Origin of the sequence: Paenibacillus ihumii (genome assembly GCF_001403875.1) — a bacterium.
Classification (GTDB): Bacteria; Bacillota; Bacilli; order Paenibacillales; family Paenibacillaceae; genus Fontibacillus; species Fontibacillus ihumii.
The window spans coordinates 623,885-644,184 of record NZ_LN884299.1; the positions used below are offsets into that span (position 1 = coordinate 623,885).

17 protein-coding genes are annotated in these 20,300 nt (G+C 50.4%); 5 read left to right on the forward strand and 12 right to left on the reverse strand.

The window, feature by feature from the left end:
• Positions 1-314: 314 nt before the first annotated feature.
• Genes BN2762_RS10570 through BN2762_RS10580 form a run of 3 tightly spaced genes read left to right on the forward strand, consistent with a single transcriptional unit; the run spans position 315 to position 2,866 of the window.
• On the forward strand, positions 315-1,508 hold the full coding sequence (locus tag BN2762_RS10570; protein WP_055106967.1) for an MBOAT family O-acyltransferase: 1,194 nt from the start codon (positions 315-317) through the stop codon (positions 1,506-1,508).
• A gap of 31 nt (positions 1,509-1,539) precedes the next feature.
• Positions 1,540-2,700 (forward strand): hypothetical protein, encoded by a 1,161-nt coding sequence (locus BN2762_RS10575; RefSeq protein ID WP_055106968.1) that lies wholly within the window; start codon positions 1,540-1,542, stop codon positions 2,698-2,700.
• Positions 2,681-2,866: a hypothetical protein gene (locus BN2762_RS10580; protein ID WP_055106969.1), complete on the forward strand. Its 186-nt coding sequence runs from the start codon at positions 2,681-2,683 to the stop codon at positions 2,864-2,866. Before BN2762_RS10575 ends, BN2762_RS10580 begins: the two co-directional genes overlap by 20 nt.
• Positions 2,867-3,997: 1,131 nt before the next feature.
• On the opposite strand, the gene BN2762_RS27645 is transcribed toward BN2762_RS10580, so the two are convergent.
• The 3 genes from BN2762_RS27645 to melA form a co-directional block, all read right to left on the reverse strand.
• The gene (locus tag BN2762_RS27645) at positions 3,998-4,255 is read right to left on the reverse strand and encodes a hypothetical protein (RefSeq protein ID WP_230202481.1); all 258 of its coding nucleotides are present in this window, start codon (positions 4,253-4,255) and stop codon (positions 3,998-4,000) included.
• Positions 4,252-4,434 carry a hypothetical protein gene (locus BN2762_RS27650; RefSeq protein WP_230202482.1) on the reverse strand — a complete coding sequence of 61 codons (183 nt, stop codon included), beginning with the start codon at positions 4,432-4,434 and terminating at the stop codon, positions 4,252-4,254. Before BN2762_RS27650 ends, BN2762_RS27645 begins: the two co-directional genes overlap by 4 nt.
• 202 nt (positions 4,435-4,636) lie before the next feature.
• Positions 4,637-5,935 carry an alpha-glucosidase/alpha-galactosidase gene (gene melA, locus BN2762_RS10590; protein ID WP_055106970.1) on the reverse strand — a complete coding sequence of 433 codons (1,299 nt, stop codon included), beginning with the start codon at positions 5,933-5,935 and terminating at the stop codon, positions 4,637-4,639.
• A gap of 455 nt (positions 5,936-6,390) precedes the next feature.
• On the opposite strand from melA, the gene BN2762_RS10595 reads away from it, so the two are divergent.
• On the forward strand, positions 6,391-7,263 hold the full coding sequence (locus BN2762_RS10595; RefSeq protein ID WP_055106971.1) for an AraC family transcriptional regulator: 873 nt from the start codon (positions 6,391-6,393) through the stop codon (positions 7,261-7,263).
• A gap of 33 nt (positions 7,264-7,296) precedes the next feature.
• On the opposite strand, the gene BN2762_RS10600 is transcribed toward BN2762_RS10595, so the two are convergent.
• Positions 7,297-8,412 (reverse strand): RDD family protein, encoded by a 1,116-nt coding sequence (locus BN2762_RS10600; protein WP_055106972.1) that lies wholly within the window; start codon positions 8,410-8,412, stop codon positions 7,297-7,299.
• 342 nt (positions 8,413-8,754) lie between these two features.
• Positions 8,755-9,639, reverse strand: a complete 885-nt coding sequence (locus BN2762_RS10605; RefSeq protein WP_055106973.1) for an AraC family transcriptional regulator — start codon at positions 9,637-9,639, stop codon at positions 8,755-8,757.
• 254 nt (positions 9,640-9,893) lie between these two features.
• Between BN2762_RS10605 and BN2762_RS10610 the strand changes: the two genes are divergently transcribed.
• Positions 9,894-11,501 (forward strand): glycoside hydrolase family 43 protein, encoded by a 1,608-nt coding sequence (locus BN2762_RS10610; RefSeq protein ID WP_055106974.1) that lies wholly within the window; start codon positions 9,894-9,896, stop codon positions 11,499-11,501.
• Between the two features lie 996 nt (positions 11,502-12,497).
• Here the strand turns inward: BN2762_RS10610 and BN2762_RS10620 are convergent.
• From BN2762_RS10620 to BN2762_RS10650, 7 genes are all read right to left on the reverse strand, one after another.
• Positions 12,498-13,382 carry a carbohydrate ABC transporter permease gene (locus BN2762_RS10620; RefSeq protein WP_055106976.1) on the reverse strand — a complete coding sequence of 295 codons (885 nt, stop codon included), beginning with the start codon at positions 13,380-13,382 and terminating at the stop codon, positions 12,498-12,500.
• A 13-nt stretch (positions 13,383-13,395) separates the two neighbouring features.
• On the reverse strand, positions 13,396-14,277 hold the full coding sequence (locus BN2762_RS10625; protein WP_055106977.1) for a carbohydrate ABC transporter permease: 882 nt from the start codon (positions 14,275-14,277) through the stop codon (positions 13,396-13,398).
• 115 nt (positions 14,278-14,392) lie between these two features.
• Positions 14,393-15,724: an extracellular solute-binding protein gene (locus BN2762_RS10630; protein WP_055106978.1), complete on the reverse strand. Its 1,332-nt coding sequence runs from the start codon at positions 15,722-15,724 to the stop codon at positions 14,393-14,395.
• Positions 15,725-15,833: 109 nt separating this feature from the next.
• Positions 15,834-16,622, reverse strand: coding sequence for a response regulator transcription factor (locus tag BN2762_RS10635; RefSeq protein WP_055106979.1), 789 nt, complete (start codon positions 16,620-16,622; stop codon positions 15,834-15,836).
• The gene (locus tag BN2762_RS10640; protein WP_055106980.1) at positions 16,619-18,373 is read right to left on the reverse strand and encodes a cache domain-containing sensor histidine kinase; all 1,755 of its coding nucleotides are present in this window, start codon (positions 18,371-18,373) and stop codon (positions 16,619-16,621) included. The genes BN2762_RS10635 and BN2762_RS10640 overlap by 4 nt, the downstream gene beginning before the upstream one ends.
• Positions 18,374-18,524: 151 nt before the next feature.
• Complete coding sequence (locus BN2762_RS10645) at positions 18,525-19,532, reverse strand: RDD family protein (protein WP_222861059.1); 1,008 nt, start codon at positions 19,530-19,532, stop codon at positions 18,525-18,527.
• 289 nt (positions 19,533-19,821) lie between these two features.
• Positions 19,822-20,271: an SRPBCC family protein gene (locus BN2762_RS10650; RefSeq protein WP_055106982.1), complete on the reverse strand. Its 450-nt coding sequence runs from the start codon at positions 20,269-20,271 to the stop codon at positions 19,822-19,824.
• Between the last annotated feature and the right edge of the window lie 29 nt (positions 20,272-20,300).

The following is a 20,300-nucleotide window of genomic DNA, read 5'->3' on the forward strand; positions in this document are numbered from 1 at the left end:
GCGCTTGATATGCATGATACGCGTGATAAAGCTGTCTGGAGTTGAACATAATTTGCCTTCTCATAAATTTGGAAACTTTTATCCGGGAAAAGCGTCTAACTTATAGACCCGCGCAGGAATACTCCTTATTTGTAAAAAAAGCAGGAATAGACTTGCAAATTGGCGAATTTTGCATACTCAGGCTCGCTCCTTGTTCCAGATATTTGGAGCATTTAGCGAATTTTGATATAACCGGATGCGCCCATGTTGTGCTATCATGAACAAGCAGTAGTCTTAGAGACAGTAAACAACTTGGATGGTGGAAACAAAATATTATGATTTATACAGACTGGATTTACTGGCTGTTCGTGCTCGTGGCTGTCGTCACGTACCACATTATGCCGCACCGAATCAGACCCTGGGTACTGTTCGCCGCAGGCGTCACCTTTTATTACTACTACGCAGGCTCCTATCTGTTCCTGCTGCTGGCGGAGGTCGTTATAGCGATTCTTATCGTCAAGGCCGCAGCCAAGTGGAGTAAACGCTGGATTTACCCCGCTGCGATCATCGGGGTCATTCTCGTGCTCGGTTATTTCAAGTATACGAATATGCTGCTGGATACGCTGAATGATTTGTTCGCCTTCATGCAGCAGCCCTTCTTCCCCAAGGCGGAGCAAATCGTCCTTCCTTTAGGGATTTCTTATTTTACTTTCGAGCTCATTCATTATTTGGTTGAACGCAAGCGTGGAAATTTGCCGGAGCATAGACCGGAAGGACTTCTGTCCTTTATCTTTTTTTTTCCGACGATGGTCGCCGGTCCGATTAAGCAGTTCCAGGTGTTCTACCCGCAGCTCAAGGCGAAATTCCATATCGACCACATTCTGGTCGGGGTGACCCGGATCGGGTTCGGTATGTTCAAAAAGCTGGTGCTGGCCGGTTCAATCGATCTGCTCGCCCAGCCGGTATACTCCAAGGCGGGAATTGCCGGGGCCGATACCGGAACACTGTGGATCTCGCTGATCGCCTATACGTTTGTCATTTACTTTGATTTCTCAGGCTACTCGGACATTGCGATCGGTACAGCGCGCCTGTTCGGCATCGTCATTCCGGAGAACTTCCGGTTCCCATACCTTGCCCGCAGCATTGCCGAGTTCTGGAACCGGTGGCATATCTCGCTTGGCTCCTGGCTTACCCGCTATGTGTATTTCCCGCTCGGGGGCAGCCGCGTTCCGGCCCCAAGGGTCTACCTGAACCTGATGGCTACGATGACCGTATCCGGGCTCTGGCACGGAGCAGCCTGGAATTTCGTCGTCTGGGGAATGTTCCACGGAGTCATGCTGTGCATCCATCGCTTCCATGTGAAGCAGATCAAGCCGAAATTAAAGCCCGTTCCCAAATGGCTGAAGCCGGGAACGACGTTAATCGCCATTCTGATCACCTTCTTCGGCGTCACCATCAGTCGGGTGTTCTTCATCCTGCCGATCGTCGACGGATGGGATCTCATGCTGCGATTGCTGGGCTTACGCTAAAATAGCTTAGAACGAAAGTGAGGATTTATTGATGCCTAATTTATTCATGAACAAGACGGTTACCGTCATGATGGTCTCGCTTGCCATTGCAGGCTTGATCGGAATTAGCGACGGAGCAAGCCCGATTGTCAATCATATGCAGGAGGATGTCGTAACCCATGCCAAAAAGGAGCTGCGCGTGCCAGCTTACGACTCCATCGTTTATACGCCGCTGTGGATTGAATATTTAAAGCAGCAGCCTGATGACGGGAAGCAGGTCGTCGGCTTGTTCGGACCTTCCACTGTCTACGGCACGACCGTAATGAAAGGGGCCAACACCTCTGCCGGCGTGCTTCAGGTTCATCTCAAGGACAAACGCGTCCTCAACATGGGGCTTACGGGCGGCAGATTTACGGAGACTTATGCCGTGCTCGCCTCGATGATTGACGAAGTCGATTATGTCGTCTATGAGATCAACTACGGGATTGCCGTCGTCTCGGATAACGAGCCTAACGTTACTGTGTACCCGTCTCTCATAACGAAGCTCGATCAGAATATTCCGCGGAGCTGGCTGAACGATTTTCCAGATAAGAATCGCCAGTCGCTTCCAAGCGACATCCATAACTGGGCCACGTCCAACTTCCTTAGCAAATGGACGCTGTACCATGATCGCGACGTCATCAGCTACAAGCTGTTCAAGACGCGTACCCCGATGGAGAAAATCCGCCGGGAAATCAAAAAAGAGCAGGACAAGAAGAATGGCGTGACGCCAAGCTACGCACCGATGTACACGGCATACGAGAAAATGCAGGACAAACATAAGGAAGAGATCAACAATCACTTTAAGCAGCTCTACGTATGGAACAAGCCGTTTGACAAAGACAGCAGCTTCGGCCTGTTCATGATCGGGAAGACCCTGGATCTGCTGCAAGAGCACAACAAAAAGGCCGTCTTCTATTCCGCTCCGCTGGATAAGGAGCATATCAACAAGAAGAAGCTGTTGAATTGGGAAGACTACAACAAAGTAATGGGAGCCTACCAGGAGCTGATCGAATCCAGGGGCTATACGTACATCGAGTTCAACAAAGGGACGAATAACACGATCCCGCATAAATTTTATCGCGATCCGTCCCATATGCTGGATGAAGGCAATAAAATGTTCGGCGAAATTCTCTATAAGAAGTTGACACAATATGGAATTACAAACTCGTAGCGCCAAGCTTGCCAGAACAAAAGCCAATCGCCTCAGTCATCGTGTCGGCCGAGCACTGATGATGCTGGGGACAGCCATCGGCGGAGCCATCGTCATTATAGCGATCGTTATAGGAATCTTGTTCTTCTCCGGCGAGACGCAGGAATTTATTTATATGAATTTCTAAGAGAAAAATCAGGAGTAATCTAGTTCGGGCTTCTTACATGTAAATTATTTGTGCTATATAGATAATGGGCTTGCCCTGCTCCTTTTCGAGCAAGGGAGCCCATTTTTTATTACAGATTAGCTAGTTTGGTCATTCGTTTAGTATGGACATTCGCTTAGTTGGTCATTTGCCTAGCCGCGGTTCCATTGCAAATATCGCAAGTAATATAGATCTCAGGGACATTGGCAATATGGCGAGTGCGGCGAATATGGCGAGGACCTGAAGGCGTGAGGGCGCGAGGCGGCAAGTTCACGAGTGCAGCGAGGGCGTGAGGGCGTGAGGACGCGAGGACGCAAGTACACGAGGGCATGAGTCGACAAGTTCACGAGTGCAGCGAAGGCGCCGGTATGGCAAGGGCGGCTAATAAGGCGAGATATCTAGATGCATTTCATACAGTTAGTTTACCGATTTTTGCTGAGTTAGCGGCGACGAACTGCAGAACCTACTGTTATTTTGGGGTTTCTATGGCGATTCAACCCAATTCAGCCAAACTAACTGCATGATCTACATTTAGCACGATGACTTTTTAATAAAGAAGGCTAACTAGTTGTATAAAATGCATTCAGCACCCCCATTTATCCTAAAAAGACCAATAACAGGCCTAAAACTTCTAAGTAAACTAACATTCCTTAGCGAATGAATGTCCCGCCATACGCACCATCTCCGCACACATGCATTCACATGCACATTCCCCCCAGGCATCAATCATGCCTAGACACAAGCATACCTTCACAAAAACGCCATGTACTACATGCCTCGCACAAGCCATGCACGTACATACTCATACGCACTATCCACACACACATGTATTCCCTGCATATACTTGCTCAAGCACACACATGCCGGTGCACACGCATGTCTAGACACATGCACGCCCCATGCACAAACAAAGATACCTAACAAACTACATAAACCCCTTATCCAACCCGTCGAATCCCTGTTTCGTTAATTCATAGTAAAAAATGCGTTGTCCTGTCCCACGATGGACCGGCTTTAACCAACCCTTCCGGCATAGCCGCTTCAAGTGGCCGATCGCGGTACGATGATTGATCGAGAAATACTTTGCGACATCGATGGGACGAATCGGTCGAGCTAGAAAGATCGCATAGCGAATGATCTCTTGATCAGCGAAAAAATCCGTTCCACCTGCTTATTCACCGATTCGAATCGACTCAGCACCATACGCAGCAAGTAAATGCAGATATCCGGCCGATGAGCCACATCATCATAAGCGAAAGAAATCACTTGAAATCCCATACCAGCTAAGAATGCTTCACGATTGAGTTCGTTGCAATATTTTTTCCGATCCATATTGGTGACATGCTCGCCAAATCCTTTAATTTCGATCAATAGCCGACGGATCCCCGGATCAAAGACATAATCGGCAAAATACGACCTCCCGCGCCAATCGAGCACTTCATATTCAGGATGAAGACCGTCAAAATCTCCTTTTTAGGGCCACCAGACATTCTCCGCAAAAAGGATTTCACCATGTCCATGCCCTCTCTCCAGCCGATTCCTTCGTTCACCCGTTCGCCGTCCCAAATGACCCTGAATAAAGGCGGCGTGCGCTCCCTTAAAACTTACCATCCTCAAACAACTCCTCCTATACAACTAAACTTTTAAAATAAAAAACGCCCTCAAACCACTCAAAAGTGATTGAGGACGTTCTTCGCCAATTGACCAAATAATACCAGCCATTATCAGGCGGCGTCAATAGGTAGCCCGCTGCTATTGAAACTTTGGCAGCCAGTCTCCATGGGCTTCGATCAAGTCGTCGCACATCGCCACGATGTCGTCGATCGAGAGCTCCGCAGCGGTATGCGGATCAAGCAGTGCCGCATGATAGATATGCTCCTTCTTCCCGGTTACGGCCGCTTCGATCGTCAGCAGCTGCGTATTGATGTTGGTCCGGTTCAACGCGGCAAGCTGCGGCGGCAGCGCTCCGACATAGGTCGGCGTAATGCCCGAAGCATCAACCAGACACGGCACCTCCACGCAGGCTTCCTGCGGCAGATTGGTGATGAGGCCCGTGTTCATGACGTTGCCTCCGATTTTGTACGGACGGTTCGTCTCCATCGCCTCTAGAATATACGAAGCATATTCCAGGCTGCGGGTATGCTCGATGCTCTCGCTCGCAAACAGCTTCTCCCGCTGCTCTTTCCAGCCTTCGATTTGGGCAACGCAGCGCCGCGGATACTCATCCAGCGGAATATTGAAGCGTTCGATCAGCTCCGGATAATTGCGTTTGATAAAATACGGATGATACTCCGCATTATGCTCCGAGGATTCCGTCACATAATAGCCGAAACGCAGCATCAGCTCAAACCGCACCATATCATGATGTTTTTCCTTCTGCTTCTCAGCGGCCAGCCTGCGAATTTCCGGATACAAATCCTTGCCGTCGCGCTTCACCTCCAGCAACCAGGCCATATGATTGATCCCGGCAATCTTCGTCTCCAATCCCTCCTCACTCAAACCGAGTGCTCCGAACAGCTCCGGAATACATTTCTGGACGCTATGGCACAAGCCAACGGTCTTTACGCCGCCTGCTGTGTTCATCACATTCGTCAGCACCGCCATCGGATTCGTGTAATTCAGGAACCACGCGTCCGGGCATACCTCCTGTATATCCCTGGCGAAGTCGAGCATCACCGGAATCGTACGCAGATTGCGGAAAATGCCGCCAATTCCAAGCGTATCAGCAATCGTCTGCCGCAAGCCGTATTTCTTCGGAATCTCAAAATCCGTGATCGTACAGGGATCGTATCCGCCCACCTGAATAGCATTAATGACATATTTCGCGCCCCGAAGCGCTGCCCTGCGGTCACTATAAGCCTTTACAACGCAAGTGCTGCCAAGCGATTGCTTCATGCTGTTCAGCAGGTTCTCTGAATCCTTCAGCCGCTCTTGATCGATGTCAAACAGCGCGAGTTCGAAGCCCTGCAGGGCTTCGGTCAGCATGACGTCTCCGAGAACGTTTTTGACAAACACCGTACTTCCTGCACCTAAAAATGTTATTTTAGCCACTGTTTCATCCCTCCATTACTCGTTAAATGTACTTTAACTATAAGCGGAGTACGGCAAGGTGAACATGGCTCTTTCCCGCTAAAACATGTCATAATCCCATTTCATAAAACGGTTATATCTCATTTTCTAAAGTCATTTCCTCATTTGTCTTCAATCTCAGACCTGTTATAATGCTTGTATCCGCTTCGATAATGGTGGGAAGGCAAGCCCCAATGCAAACAGCACGGACTTCGCACGGACAGCGAGCATCGGTTAGAAAAGATAAGCAATGTATTGCACACAACAGCGAGTATCGTGCTAGAAAAGATAAGCATTTTATTGCACACAACAGCGAGTATCGTGCTAGAAAAGAAAAGCATTGCACTGTACACGATAGCGAGTATCTGCTAGAAAAGAAAAACACTGAACTGCACACGATAGCAAGCATCGGCCAAGAAAGGAGGAGTGCATTAAAAATGAGCCGCATCAATATCGTCCATTTTAACGAGACGTTCCAGAACCAAATGGATCTCAGCTTGCTGTTCTTCGGCAAGGAGGAGTGTCTGTCCGGCCATGCCTGGGGCCCCGGTCTGCGGGACTGTCATATTATTCATTACATCCATGAAGGCGCAGGCCGGTTTCATATCGGCGGCCAGACCTATGACCTCCAATCCGGCCATGGCTTCCTCATTCCTCCCGACGTCCTGGTGCACTACGAAGCTGATCCGGTCAATCCGTGGACTTACTCCTGGATCGGCTTCCGGGGACTCCATGTCAAATCCTTGCTGCAGCGGTCTGGCCTATCCCTGGCCTATCCCATCTTCCAATCAGACAGCCGCCTATTCGAAGCCTTCTACGACGATCTTGCGGCCGCGCGCTTGGAGCGCGGAGGGGATATGCTCATCCAGAGCATCGTTTACCGGATCATGGCCGAGCTGATCTCCTGTTCACCGAAGGCAGCGGTGGAGGCGAAGACCTCCCATCCCAAAGAGGTCTATATCCGCAAAGCGATCGAATGGATTGAGCGGAGCTACAGCCAGAAAATAACCGTCATGGATATCGCCCGTTCCGTTGGACTAGACCGGACTTATTTATCCGGGCTCTTCAAGGAGCAGTTCGGTGTCTCGCTGCAGACCTTTTTACTGGAATATCGCATGAATCGGGCCATCGAGCTGCTCCGCAATCCCGATCTGGCTATCAGTGACGTGTCGCGCTCCGTAGGCTATACCGACCCCTTCCTCTTCTCAAAAATGTTCAAAAAAGTGACCGGCCACTCTCCACGGGCCTCCAGGAAACAGGAGGAGAGCATTCGCTTGAAAGAAAAACAAGCCGCCCCAAAGGATCTTTAGCTTGATCCCCGGGGCAGCTCACAGCTGCAGAAATTAAATTTCGCCCATCGTTTCCTTGAAGGTAGCTACAGTTGCGCGCAGCTTGGGCCCGTATTCCTCGTAATACCGTTGCCCCATAACGGCGATGATCTCATGAAAATGCTCTGGAGTATCCACAAAAGTCACGATATACATGTACTCTTCCTTATCGATCATCCCCCGGTAAGTCAATTCGTATGCCGATTCCCCGTTGATTCGAGCCATCCTGTCCTGAATCAGGGTCGTCGTCTTATCCAGCCGCTCCTCCTTCATAACAAGGTAAAAATCCTCCAACGACAAGTCAGACCCAAATTCCTCCTTTGGATAAGTGAACACGACGATACTTTTATTCTTAAAAAAGTCGGATAATACCAAGGTGGCGCCAATCTCCCTCATTGATGAACTATCGCGCCCTAACCCCGCGCCGTCCGTCAATTGAAACCGGCCATCTTTACTTTGATACACAGTGCTCTTCGGCTCAGACTCCGGGTAACCGGTAATAGTCCAGGCCATCACATTCGGGATGACCGCCAGGCATATTATCGCAGTGAATATCCCCGCAAGCACAGCTTTGGTCCTGCGGCTCGGCTCCATGAACCTCAAGTCCGACACTTTTAACACATATGTATTTGCAGCCATATCTCCCAGACGCTGTTTCTTCTTTGTGGCCAGAGCGCAAATTCCTGCAGGAATTGCCCCGAAGAACAGAGGATTCGTCTCGACAATGCGGAGCAGCGTCCGGATCAGGGATTTGACAAAGCCAGGCGGCCTTCCATCCTCACGTACAGCCTGAATGCGGACAAGATATTTTCCCACCGTATACCCGGTGAATCCTTCAAGCAGGAGATAATACAGCGGTATAAATCCAAGGAAAACCAGGGCCAAATTCGGATTGTCAAAAAAGAGCAAGGTGCCGAGTAATCCTGCAAAGGTGATAAAATCCAGCATTGTAGCAGCCCAGCGCCTCAGCACAATACTTGAACCATAGCTGCGGGCGATCGCTTCTACTTGCGAAGACTGTGAGCCTGGAAATTCCGGCGGCCCTTTGTAGTTCCCCTCGGGAGGAGTTGCGGGGATATTGAATTTCGGGGCCAGGCCAGAGCTTGGGTTAGCTATTGGATTTTGGTCCAAAGAATAAGTCACCCCTTACTAATATAGAGCGCCACTAATAGAGAGCTACGAATAGATAGTGCGCTTAAAGAGATCTACTGATAAAGAGCTACTAAATATAGAGCGCTTATAGAGATCTACTAATAGAGAGTTGCTAAATATAGAGTGCTTATAAAGAATTGCTAGTATAGAGCGCAACTAATCTAAAGAACTTGCTAATTTAAAAAGTTTCTAATCTAAGTGGCGTACGAATTCAAAGGGCTCACTAATCAAATTAGCATTCTCTACAAATGACAAGCTGTAAGGAGTATATGTTATTTTTTTACTGCTGTAAATATTGATTCTCAAATTATACAAAAAACTCTAATGATGAAACCGTCCCCGGTAGCGGCTTGGTGCTTCTCCGGTCCATCGCTTGAACTGGCGGCTGAAATGAGCGATATTTCTGTAGCCGAGCCTTTGAGATACGTCCTCAATTGTCAATTCGGGGTCCATCAGCAGCAGCTTGGATTTTTTGAGCATTAAATTGGACATATACTGGCGGGGTGATATGCCGAATACGGACGTAAACATCCGATTCACGGAAGACGGACTGTAGCCTACCACTGCAGCAATCGATTCAATGGTCTCCATGTCCCGCCCATCCCGGCTTCCCTCAGCCGTCTCTTCAACGGCCTGCTCCAGAAGGGCTGCTACCTGAGAAGCGGTGTGGGATATCCGCGACGGCGAAGCGTCGCCCTCCCGCCTGCTGAGCGTGCCGCTAATCCCGGCAAATAACTCGAATAACGCAGAGAGCGCTGCCATCCGGGATTCCACGCGAACGACCGCCTCCTCCGACGTCAAAGCGATCAGCTTGTCCAATGCGGGGCGAATTGCCGATACCAGCTCGCTTCCCGCAGCATGGTAGCAGGCTTTGTTACGATACAGCAGCTCGCGAAAAGCTCTCTCATCCACATCGAAGTGCAAGCAATAGTAGGTCATTTCCTCTTCACCAAGCACACGGCTCTCATGAACATCATCCGGACCGAGCAATAGAAGATCACCTCGCCGCTGTACAAAGACGGTCCGGTTTACAGTCATTTCCTGTGTACCGGATAGAACTAGGTTGACCTCGAACAACGGATGCTTATGGGCTGGAAAATGCCAATCCCGGTCCACCGTACGCCAATGCGCGGCGAATACGCGAAAGGTGGATTCCATATCGGGAAGCATCATTTCTCTTCTCGTGCGTTCGGTTTTGATCTCCATAACAACGGCCTCCTTGCAAGGATTTATCATGCATCAGACACTAGGTTCCAGACACCTGGACTGAACTTGATTGATTTGGGTAAATATCATCATGTAATGGATATGGGATGCACCGTATACAATTGTTATAATTATAGTTATTATAGCATAGATATCCCCCTTCACAGCTTAGCAAAGAAATGGGTAATTTATCTGTGTGAACCTCAATTATTCAACTCCCATCTTTTCTAAATAATCTATAAAGGAGCATGAGCATGGCTACGATTCAAAACCCGATTTTGACAGGCTTTAACCCGGATCCGAGCATTTGCCGGGTTGGCGAGGACTACTATATTGCCGTATCAACCTTTGAATGGTTTCCGGGCGTCGGCATTTATCATTCGAAGGATTTGAAGAACTGGCGTCTGGCGACGAGACCCTTGAACCGCTTGAGCCAGCTTAACATGATGGGCAACCCGGACTCCGGCGGAATTTGGGCGCCTCAGTTGTCCTATGCAGACGGACAATTCTGGCTCATTTATACCGATGTGAAAGTGACGGAAGGACAATGGAAGGACTGCCACAACTATCTGGTGACCTGCGACACAATCGACGGCGAATGGTCCGAGCCCATTTACTTGAACAGCTCCGGCTTCGACCCATCGTTGTTCCATGACGAGGATGGCAAGAAATATCTCGTGAATATGCTGTGGGATCAGCGCGTCGGTCACCACAACTTCTACGGCATCGTGCTTCAAGAATACAGTGCGAGCGAACAGAAGCTGGTCGGCAAGCGGGAGGTTATTTTTAAAGGAACGGATATCAAGCTGACCGAAGCACCTCATTTATACAAAATCAACGGCTACTATTACTTGCTTACCGCTGAAGGAGGCACCAAGTACGATCACTGCGCGACCCTTGCACGTTCCAAAAACCTGCGCGGTCCCTACGAGGTGCATCCGGACAATCCGCTGATCTCGTCGTTCGCTGTACCGCGCAACCCGCTGCAGAAGGCTGGACACGCTTCAATCGTGCAGACGCATACGGACGAATGGTTCCTCGTTCATCTGACAGGAAGACCGCTATCCCGGGAAGGGCAGCCATTGCTTGACCCACGCGGCTTCTGCCCGCTGGGCAGAGAGACTGCGATTCAGCGGTTGGAATGGAAGAATGATTGGCCTTACGTCGTTGGCGGCAACCAGCCTTCCCTGCAAATCGAAGGGCCGAACATTCCGGAAGTGAAGTGGGAGCCTGACTTCCCGGAGAAGGATGATTTCGACAGCGACAAGCTGAACCTGCACTTCCAGAGCCTGCGGATTCCACTCGGCAGCAACATCGTATCGCTAACGGACAAGCCGGGGCATCTGCGCCTGTACGGCAAAGAATCGCTGACGTCCAAATTTACGCAGGCGTTCATTGCAAGACGCTGGCAGCATTTTAACTTTACCGCGGAAACCAAGGTCGCGTTCAATCCAACGACCTTCCAGCAATCTGCAGGCTTAGTCAATTACTATAACACGCAGAACTGGACCTCCTGCCAAATTTCCTGGAACGAGGATAAAGGCCGGATTCTAGAGCTTGTAGTATGCGACAATTTTACATTCTCGGCACCGCTGCAGGGCAACGAAATTGCGATTCCAGAGGATGCACAATATGTGTATCTGCGCGTGGATGTAGAGACTGACGTGTATCGCTACTCTTATTCTTTTGATGGGAACAGCTGGACCGTCATTCCGGTCAACTTCTATTCATACAAGCTGTCGGACGATTATATTCAGGGCGGAGGCTTCTTTACGGGAGCGTTCGTAGGCATGCAGTGCCAGGACACCTCCGGACAAAATGAGCCCGCCGACTTCGACTACTTCATCTATAAGCCTAATTAGTATAAAAAGGCCGTCACCAGGTAGGCATGATCCGCTTCTTCCTGGGGCGGCCTGTTATTGTGTTTGCTGGTAGATTCCAGTATTGTCACAGTTGCTGCAGTAGCACCTAGCAACCCAATGGTTGTTGCTCACTTCACACTGTTGCTCACCGCACACACGCCTACTCTCCTTGAATTCTAACGGACACAGAAGGCGCTATTCTCACATAATTGCCAATTTCACCAGCCTTTACGGACACCAGAGACGCTATTTGCCCCAAATTGCCCTCATTTCTATGCATTTTAGCTAAATAAGGGCCCCTGGGTCCGTAAGCTCTAAAAAAACCTCGAATTTGGGGGCAATAGCGGAACCAGTGTCCATTAGCCCGTTGCACCATCTAATTTGCAACCACTCTGCCACTTTGTCACCCGTTACTCCAACACTACACCACCCTGCCACGCTCTCACCTGCTGCTCCAACACTACCCACACGGCCACGCTCTCACCCGTTACTCCAAGGCTACTACCACCCTGCCACGCAGTCACCTGCACTCTGACGCTACACCACACGGCCACGCTCTCACCCGTTACTCCAACGCTACACCACCCTGCCACGCTCTCACCTGCTGCTCCAACACTACACCACACGGCCACGCTCTCACCCGTTACTCCAAGGCTACTACCACCCTGCCACGCAGTCACCTGCACTCTGACGCTATACCTCTCTGCGACACAGTCATATACCACTCAGTCACTTCGTCTCCCTGCAGCTGCAAAAACCAGTCACTCGTCTGCCTGTCACTTATACCTTCAGGCTGCCCCCTCTGTCACCCTGTAGCTCGAATGCCCGACAGCACTCTGTTCCACCCCCCAGGCTCCTTCGCTCTCCAAAAAACAAAGAACCTGAGGCTCGCCCCAGATTCTTTGTTGCTGCGTGATTTACAGGTTCATGAAATCTAAACTGTTGTCAACATTGCTCATTTAATATAAAGTTTAATACTTATATCAGCGCTCAACCCTATCCCTTGACCGATCCGGCTGCGATTCCTTCGACGATTTTGTCGCTGAGGAACAAGAAGGTGATCAGGATCGGCAGGATGCTGATCATCAGAGTAGCGCCGATGGCACCCCAATCCGTCGTATACTGGCCGATGAAGTTCTGTACGCCGACGGTCAGGGTTTTGTAGATATCGGAGCTGATGAACGTATTTACGAAGATAAATTCGTTCCAGTTATAGATCATGTTGATAATCGCCGTTGTGGCAAGCACGGAGCTGGTCATCGGGAACACGATTCGCACGAACATCCGGTTCACAGAGCAGCCGTCGATGACGGCGGCCTCCTCGACCTCGCGCGGCAGGGCATAGTAGAAGCCTAACAGGATCATGATCGTGATCGGCATATTGAACGCCACATACGAGAAAATCAGCGATAACGGATGATCCGTCAATCCGATTTTGTTATATACACTAAACAAAGGAATCAGCGTCGAGTGGACGGGAATCATCATCGCGACCATGAACAGGCCGAGCACGAAGGAGCTCCCCTTCCACTTCATTCTCGTCACGGCATACGTGACCAGGCTGCCCAGAATGACCGTCAGCGCGGTCGCCAGCACGGTGACCCATACGCTATTCAAGAAGTACACATTGATATTCCCCGCGCTCCATACCTTGGAATAATTCTCCCACTTAGGATCCATAGGGAGCGAGAACGGAGGAAGGTTGAACACTTCCTGATTGTTTTTAAGCGAGAAAAACAGCAGCCAGACGAGCGGCAATACTTGAAGAACAGCCACCAGAATCAGAATGATGTACAAAAGGCCATAACCTAGTTTGCGTCCAAGGGCTGCCCCCGAGCTAGCCGGCCCGCTCTGAAGCTGTCCTGCGGTTCCAGTTATCATGAAGCGTCCCTCCTTAGGAATACTGAATGGTATCTTTCGTAGCGGTTAATTTACGGATAATCCAAGTAATGATCAGACAAATGACGAGCAGGAAGAAGCCGATCGCGCTGCCGTAGCCGAAATCATGCGCCCGGAAGGCTACGCGATACATGTACGAGGCCATAACCTCACTGGCGCCATTCGGTCCTCCATCGGTCATGACGTAGATCAAGTCGAAATACTTCAGCGACCCGACCACCGCAAGGACGATCGTGACCTTGATGACCTCCATCGCAAGCGGAAGCTTGATTTTCCAGGCGATTTGCAGTGCGTTGGCACCGTCGATTTTCGCCGCCTCCTCCAGGGAAGCCGGAATATTCTTCAGCGCCGCATAATAAATCAGAATATAGAAACCCGCATACTGCCACAGAATCGGAATGAAAAGCGCTGGCAGTACCAACGATGTATCTGCAAGCCATGCAGGAGGATTAGCAATACCGATAGATTCCAAAAAGCTGTTAACAATCCCGTTGGTCGGATGGTAGATTTTAAGCCACAATTGCGCGATCGCCACCGACGACAGGAGCATCGGGATTAAATATATTTTGCGGAACAGGTTCGCTCCCTTGATCCGGGTAGCAAGAACCATTGCTACAGCTAAATAAATCACTAGGCTGAGCGTAGAGAATAAAGCCAGCAGAAGCGAGTGCCAGGCACTGCTCCAAAAAGCGCTATCCTTTACTAGAGCCAAATAGTTTTCCATGCCGATGAATTCCATGGCGCTGATGCCATTCCATTTGTTCAGCCCGTAGTAGCCGGTAAGAATGATCGGAATATATACAACACCCAAAATAAGAAGCAGTGATGGCAGTACATAGAGTGCGATTATCTTTTTATTGGAGAGCACCTTATCCACGTTGTCCGACTCCTTTCCTCCATAGTTGTTGCTAAGTCGTTGCTAAGAAAAGACTATCCGGCAGTGCTGCCGGATAGGTCTCTTCATCCTGTTGTCCATGTGCTTTGAACCGAAGCTATTTTTGTTCTTTGGCGATTGCCGCGTCATGCTCTTCCGAGAATTTCTCCGGCGTGACCGCCTTGCCAAAGAGAGCCTGGATCATGTTAAGGTGCGTCTCTGCCGCGTTCGCAGGCATTTGCACGTCTGCGAACAAGGTAATGCTGCTTGCCTGATTCATTTCGTTAAACAGATCGATATACAGTTGAGGCAGCTCCAGATTGGACGTATCTACCTTCGTAGCCGGGATAACGCCTGCGCCGGTTACGGATTGCTCGCCCCATTTGGTGACGAAGTATTCCACGAATTTCTTCGCTTCATCCTTCACCTTGGAATTCTCGGCCACGAACAAACCTACGCCCGGACCGCCGACCCAACTGTTGATGTCGCCTTTGCCGCCTTCCACCGTCGGGAATTTAAAGAAGCCTACATTGTTGCGGAATTCCAGCGGAATTTCCTCGTTCGTCGTGAAGTTAGGAAGATCCCAGGAGCCCATCATGTACATCGCCGCTTTTTCATTCAGGAACTCGGACTTCGCTTCTTCATTGGACAAGCCGTTGAAGCCTTTGACAAAGGCGTTGCTGTCTACGAGCGCTTGAATTTCAGTGCCTGCCTTCACCAGCCCTTCGTCATTGAAGGAAGCGGAGCCGCTGATCGCGTTAGCCAGCGTCTGCTGCCCTGCAATCCGGTCAGCCATGTACATATACCACAGGGAGCCTGTCCAGCGATCCTTGTTGCCCAGCGCAATCGGGGCTACGCCGTTGTCGGACAGCGTTTTCACAACCTGTTTAAATTCATCGTACGTTTGTGGAACCTCAAGATTATATTTCGCAAAAAGCGCTTTGTTGTAATATACCGGAGCAATGTTGAACTCCAGTGGAAGCGCATACGTTTTGCCGTCAATATTATAGGCCTCAGTCGTGCCGGCAACGAATTTACCGTTCAGCTCGCCGCTCAGCAGATCATCTACCGGAGCAAACAGCTTGCCTTCAACATAAGGCTGCAGGAATCCCGCCGCCCAGGTAACGCCTACATCCGGCAGCTCGTTAGAGGCCGACAATACCTTAAGCTTGTTCTTGTACTGCTCGTTATCCAATACCTCTTGCTTGATTTTAACGTTAGGGTTCTCGTTCTGATATTCGGTAATGATTTGGTTCACGATTTTGTTCTGTCCAGCAGATACGCCTTCAGGCCAGAGATGCATGAAGGTTACCGTGACTTGATCGCCTTTGGCTTCGCCGCCGCCTTGAGATGCGCCGCCGCCATTACTTCCCTTTGAGCCGCAGCCCCCCAAGATCAAAGCCAGACACAATGATGTTAACAACAGCATCGTCCATTTTTTCTTGAACACGTTTACAACCCCTTTTCTACGAATGCTAGCGGTTTCATTCCGCTTAACTAAATTGTAACAATGCTGTGATCATGCCGTAATGATAGAGGGATTGGGATTTATGCCACTATTATTGGATTGTGTCCGCGGGATCCTTCACATTATTCCTGTACTGCCCGGGGCTTACCTGCTCAAGCTCGCGGAAGACCTTGACGAAATATCTTGCAGTCTGGTAACCGACCTTCTCGGCAATCTCGGAGATGGGCAGCGTCGTTGTAGTTAGCAGCACCTTGGCCCGCTGGATTCTCTGCTTCGTCAAATATTCACTGAAGGTAAGGCCCGTTTGCTCCTTGAACAATACGCTGAAATAGCTGGCATTCATATGAAGATGGTCCGCCAGATCACGCATGGATACAGATTCATGCAAATGCTCATCCAAATAACGAATCGCTTCGCGCACCGGAGTGCTGTAAGCATTCTCATGCTCCATCGTCTCCATGAGCTTCGGATCAACCAGCTTCTCCATCCGCTCGATCCGGTGGATTTTCTCCTCCCGCTGAAGAGCAAGCTCGACAGCCTGAACGAGCTTGGCCTTATCCAACGGCTTCAGCAGGTACTCCACCACGCCGAATTTCAGCGCTCTTTGCGCATAGTCGAACTCCGGATGTCCCGAGATGACGATGACGACCGGCGGATTTCTCAAATTCTCCAGCCTTTCAATCAGATCAAGCCCTCCAATTTCGGGCATCCGTATATCGGTTACGAGAAGATTAGCCTCGTGCTCCTGCAGCCAGTCCAATGCCTCCACGCCGCTGGATGCGGTCTCGATCCGATGGCGGCCGGATGACCAGGCCTCCAATGTTTTGCGGACGCCTTCCCTTGTCCTCGGTTCATCATCTACGATAAGTATCGTCTTCATGACTCATTGTCACTCCCATATTCATTCGGTATTTCAAAGGATACCGTTGTCCCTTGGCCCTTCTCGCTCCTGATATCGAGCCCCTCCGTCAAGGAGTCATAGCTCAGCCTCAGCCTTCTCTCCACGTTGACCATGCCGATGCCATGTCCCTTGGTGGCGCTCACATGCCCTTTTCTCATGACGGCATACAAAGAACGAAGCTTCTCCTGATCCATGCCGGGGCCGTCATCCTTTACAATAACGCGGGTATATCCTGGGATGCTGCCGGGCTCTACCCGCAGTATAACCGTGCCGGGCCCCACCCGCTGCTCAACCCCGTGCAGGATAGCATTCTCCACGAGCGGCTGAATCAACAGCTTCGGTACCGGTACCCGCCGGCATGCTTCGTCAGCCTCGATCCGCCATGAGAGCCTGTCCACCATGCGCATCTCCATAATTTTCAAGTATCTTTCCGCATGATCCAGCTCATCCCCGAGCGTCACCCATTCATCCTCATCCGTCTTGTTAATGACATAACGGAATATGCCGGACATCGCCACAACGATGTGGGCCAGTTCCTCTTCCCCTTTATCTTCAAGCTCCCAATAGAATGCCTCCAGCGTATTAAACAGAAAATGCGGATTGATCTGAGCCTGCAGCGCCTTCAGCTCCGTCCGGCTCTGGATGATCTCCTTCTCATAGACGACTTCAATGAGTTCGTTCAGATCGACGACCATTTGATTGTATGAATTGTTAAGTTCATTGATTTCCATCGTCGTATACGTAACCGGGCTGGGCTTCAGTGTACCGAAGCGGGCACCGCGCATCGCCTTGATTAAGTTCAGGATCGGACGCGTAATCATTGTGGATAGAATAAAGGTAAAAATTAGAAAGAGCAAGCCGCCTACTGCGCCGGATACGAGAATGTTCGTACGGAGCACCGAGATCCCCTCCATGACATAGTCCATGGGAGTCAGTATGGCAAGCGTCCAGCCAGTGGCCTCGGATTGCTTCTGGATCGCAATATACCCTTTGCCGTCAATGGTAATGCTTTCGCCAACATGGTTGAGCAGCGTCCTGGAATCCACTTCTGCAGGGAAATCGGAGAAAATCGTTCTGCCGCTCTTGTCGAACAATCCCATCGATTCGCGCATTTCGCTCTCCATTGCGGAATCTGCAAGCTCAAAATAGCTTTTCTCAATATGAACCATTAAATAACCGGCGTGCGAGAATGACTGGTCGAACAGCCGGATGCTGCGAATCGCAATGACCCCGTCCGGGTTCTGCGGATCAAGGCCGAACCATACCAGCCGGCCCATTTGCTCGTCTACCCGCTGAATCCAATCGCTGGCAACCCGTTCGGTCAATCTGTAGTCATCCAGCGGAAGCAGTCTTTTGTAATCCGCCGTATACAGTTCAAGCGAGCGAATGCCCGTGGCATATGCTTCGTATTTGCGCACCTCCTGCTGCAGCATCTGGCGATCCCCGAAGCTGATGGGCACCCCGGCTTTCTCTTCGGCGAGCAATCGCTGAGTCGTTGCGTTCATCGCCACCTGGGCCGTCAGCGTATTGATTTGCTGCAGCAGGGCATCCAGCTTCCCTGTAGCCTGAACCGCCGTTTGCTGAATATGCTTCTCCGCATTGTTGCGCAGCAGGACGGAGACCTGATCAAATGTAAAATAACTGACCGAAGCCAGCACGATGATCATGACCAGCATAAAGCCCAGGAAGATTTGGTTGCGCAGCGTATTGATCCGTATAAATTTTGACAAGACTACACACCCTTCGCTATTAGCGTTGTAGTTAATTACTATACACAATTATCTAAAAGCGCTGCCTCAAAAAGTCAAGCCTCCGTCAAATGCGCAAAAAATAGCCCCGATGGCCCAACCTTCAGGTTGAGCAGCGGAGCTGATCATCCAGTTAAGTAGTAAAATTATTAAAAGTGCTGATAACGGAATGCAGCTCCTGTTCATATTCCTTATATTTTGAGGCATCCGTCCAAACGGTAATCCAGTGGTAATATAGCTTCGTCTCAACCGTGGTTACAATATAGGCAACCTTCATGCCGTTCACTTCCTGTTCAACGGCAAACTGATATGCCGGATAACCATTGATTCTGGTAGCCCGCGGCTTGTAAATCGGCGATTTGGCGAGGCCTGCGGCGAAGCTCTGCTCGGCATACTTCTGATATTGCTCCAGTGTGCTGCCTCCCTTAGAACCCTTCTTAGGCTCCGAGAAGACCGCCAAAAATTTATTCGCGAACCGGTTGGAGATGGAGATCTCCGCCTCATTATCAAGATTAGGGTCAAAGAGCCAATCGGGGCTGGTCGTAATTTTGAATTTGCCGTTATAACTAATATGCGTCTTCTCATTGCTGTAGCTTGTCTGCACCGGAGCTTCCTCCTCGGACAGAGGATTGACCCGGACGAGGCAAGGGAGTATCGCAGCCAGCACAACCGGCGCCGCCGCAAAGATTAGAACGGCCGCCTCTCTGCCTTCGGATCCGCGGTACAATCGGCAGGAGGACAGTTCCTCTGCCTTCACCACATAAGTGCGCGCTGCCAAATCTCCAAGCCGCTGTCCCCGCTCCGTCATAACGATGCCCAGTGCGGCCGGAAGTCCGCCGAGCAGCAGCGGATTGCTGTCCACCACTCGCAGCATGCTGCGGATAAACGCTTTGGACAGCCCCGGAGCCTCTCCGTACCGGTCGACCACGCGAATGCGCATAACGCGCTTGCCCAGCGTGCAGCCCGTCAAGCCCTCGAGCAGCACATAGTAAGCCAAGATCAGGACGATAACGCCCATTTGAACGAATAACGAATGCGTGCGCTGCCCTATGAGCAGCTGATTTATGTTTATCGCCGAACGAATGAGGGCGGCGAACAGCAAGTAATCGATGATGGCAGCCCCCATACGCCTCAATAACATCGATATGGGCCGATCCGGCCGAGCTGGAAACTTATCATGCCCCTGCTTCAAGGATATTGCCACTCCCCACTCTGATTTCCGCTTATTTCCATTTCGGAACATCCAAAGTATAAGATATCGCCGCATTTTCTGCAAATTTGTTCGCTGTCAAGGAACAGCCTGTACATCTTGGCCAGAAGCATGAACTGTACGCTGTGGAATTGCGTAGATAAATGCAGATTAAAATCGAAAAGGGTGCCCCTCAAGGGACACCCTTAGTTCCTTAACGTTCTACCACTCCAGGCCAAGCCTACCAGCCAAAATCAAGCGTGCTTCCTGTTTCCACATAGGTCTTAATGCCGCTGAGAATCATCCACCAGCTCTGTTCCGCCTTCTGCAGGCTAGGATGGTTCGGGGTAAAATGGTCATTCACCAATGTCAGCTTCGTGCATCGTCCAACAGCTTCAAGCGTAAAGGTAAACCGCGATTCCAGTTCAGCATGGTTGTCGAAGTAGGCGGGGCCAGGATGCTCTATGCCGCTGAATACTTTATGCGGTTCGAAGGCTAGCACCTCTCCATATAGATGGATGGTCTCATCCCCCTCAGCTCCAGGGCCTACGTAAGCAAAGGCAGCCCCCTCTTCGAAGGTAGAACGCAGAGTGCAGCCAAAAAAGGCCGCCTTGGTTCCTTCCGGCTGAATCAGCGCATCCCACACTTTCTCCGGCTCGGCATTGATATAGAACTCGTATTTCAATTTCAATGTAAATCACTCCTTTTTAGCTTGTAGCG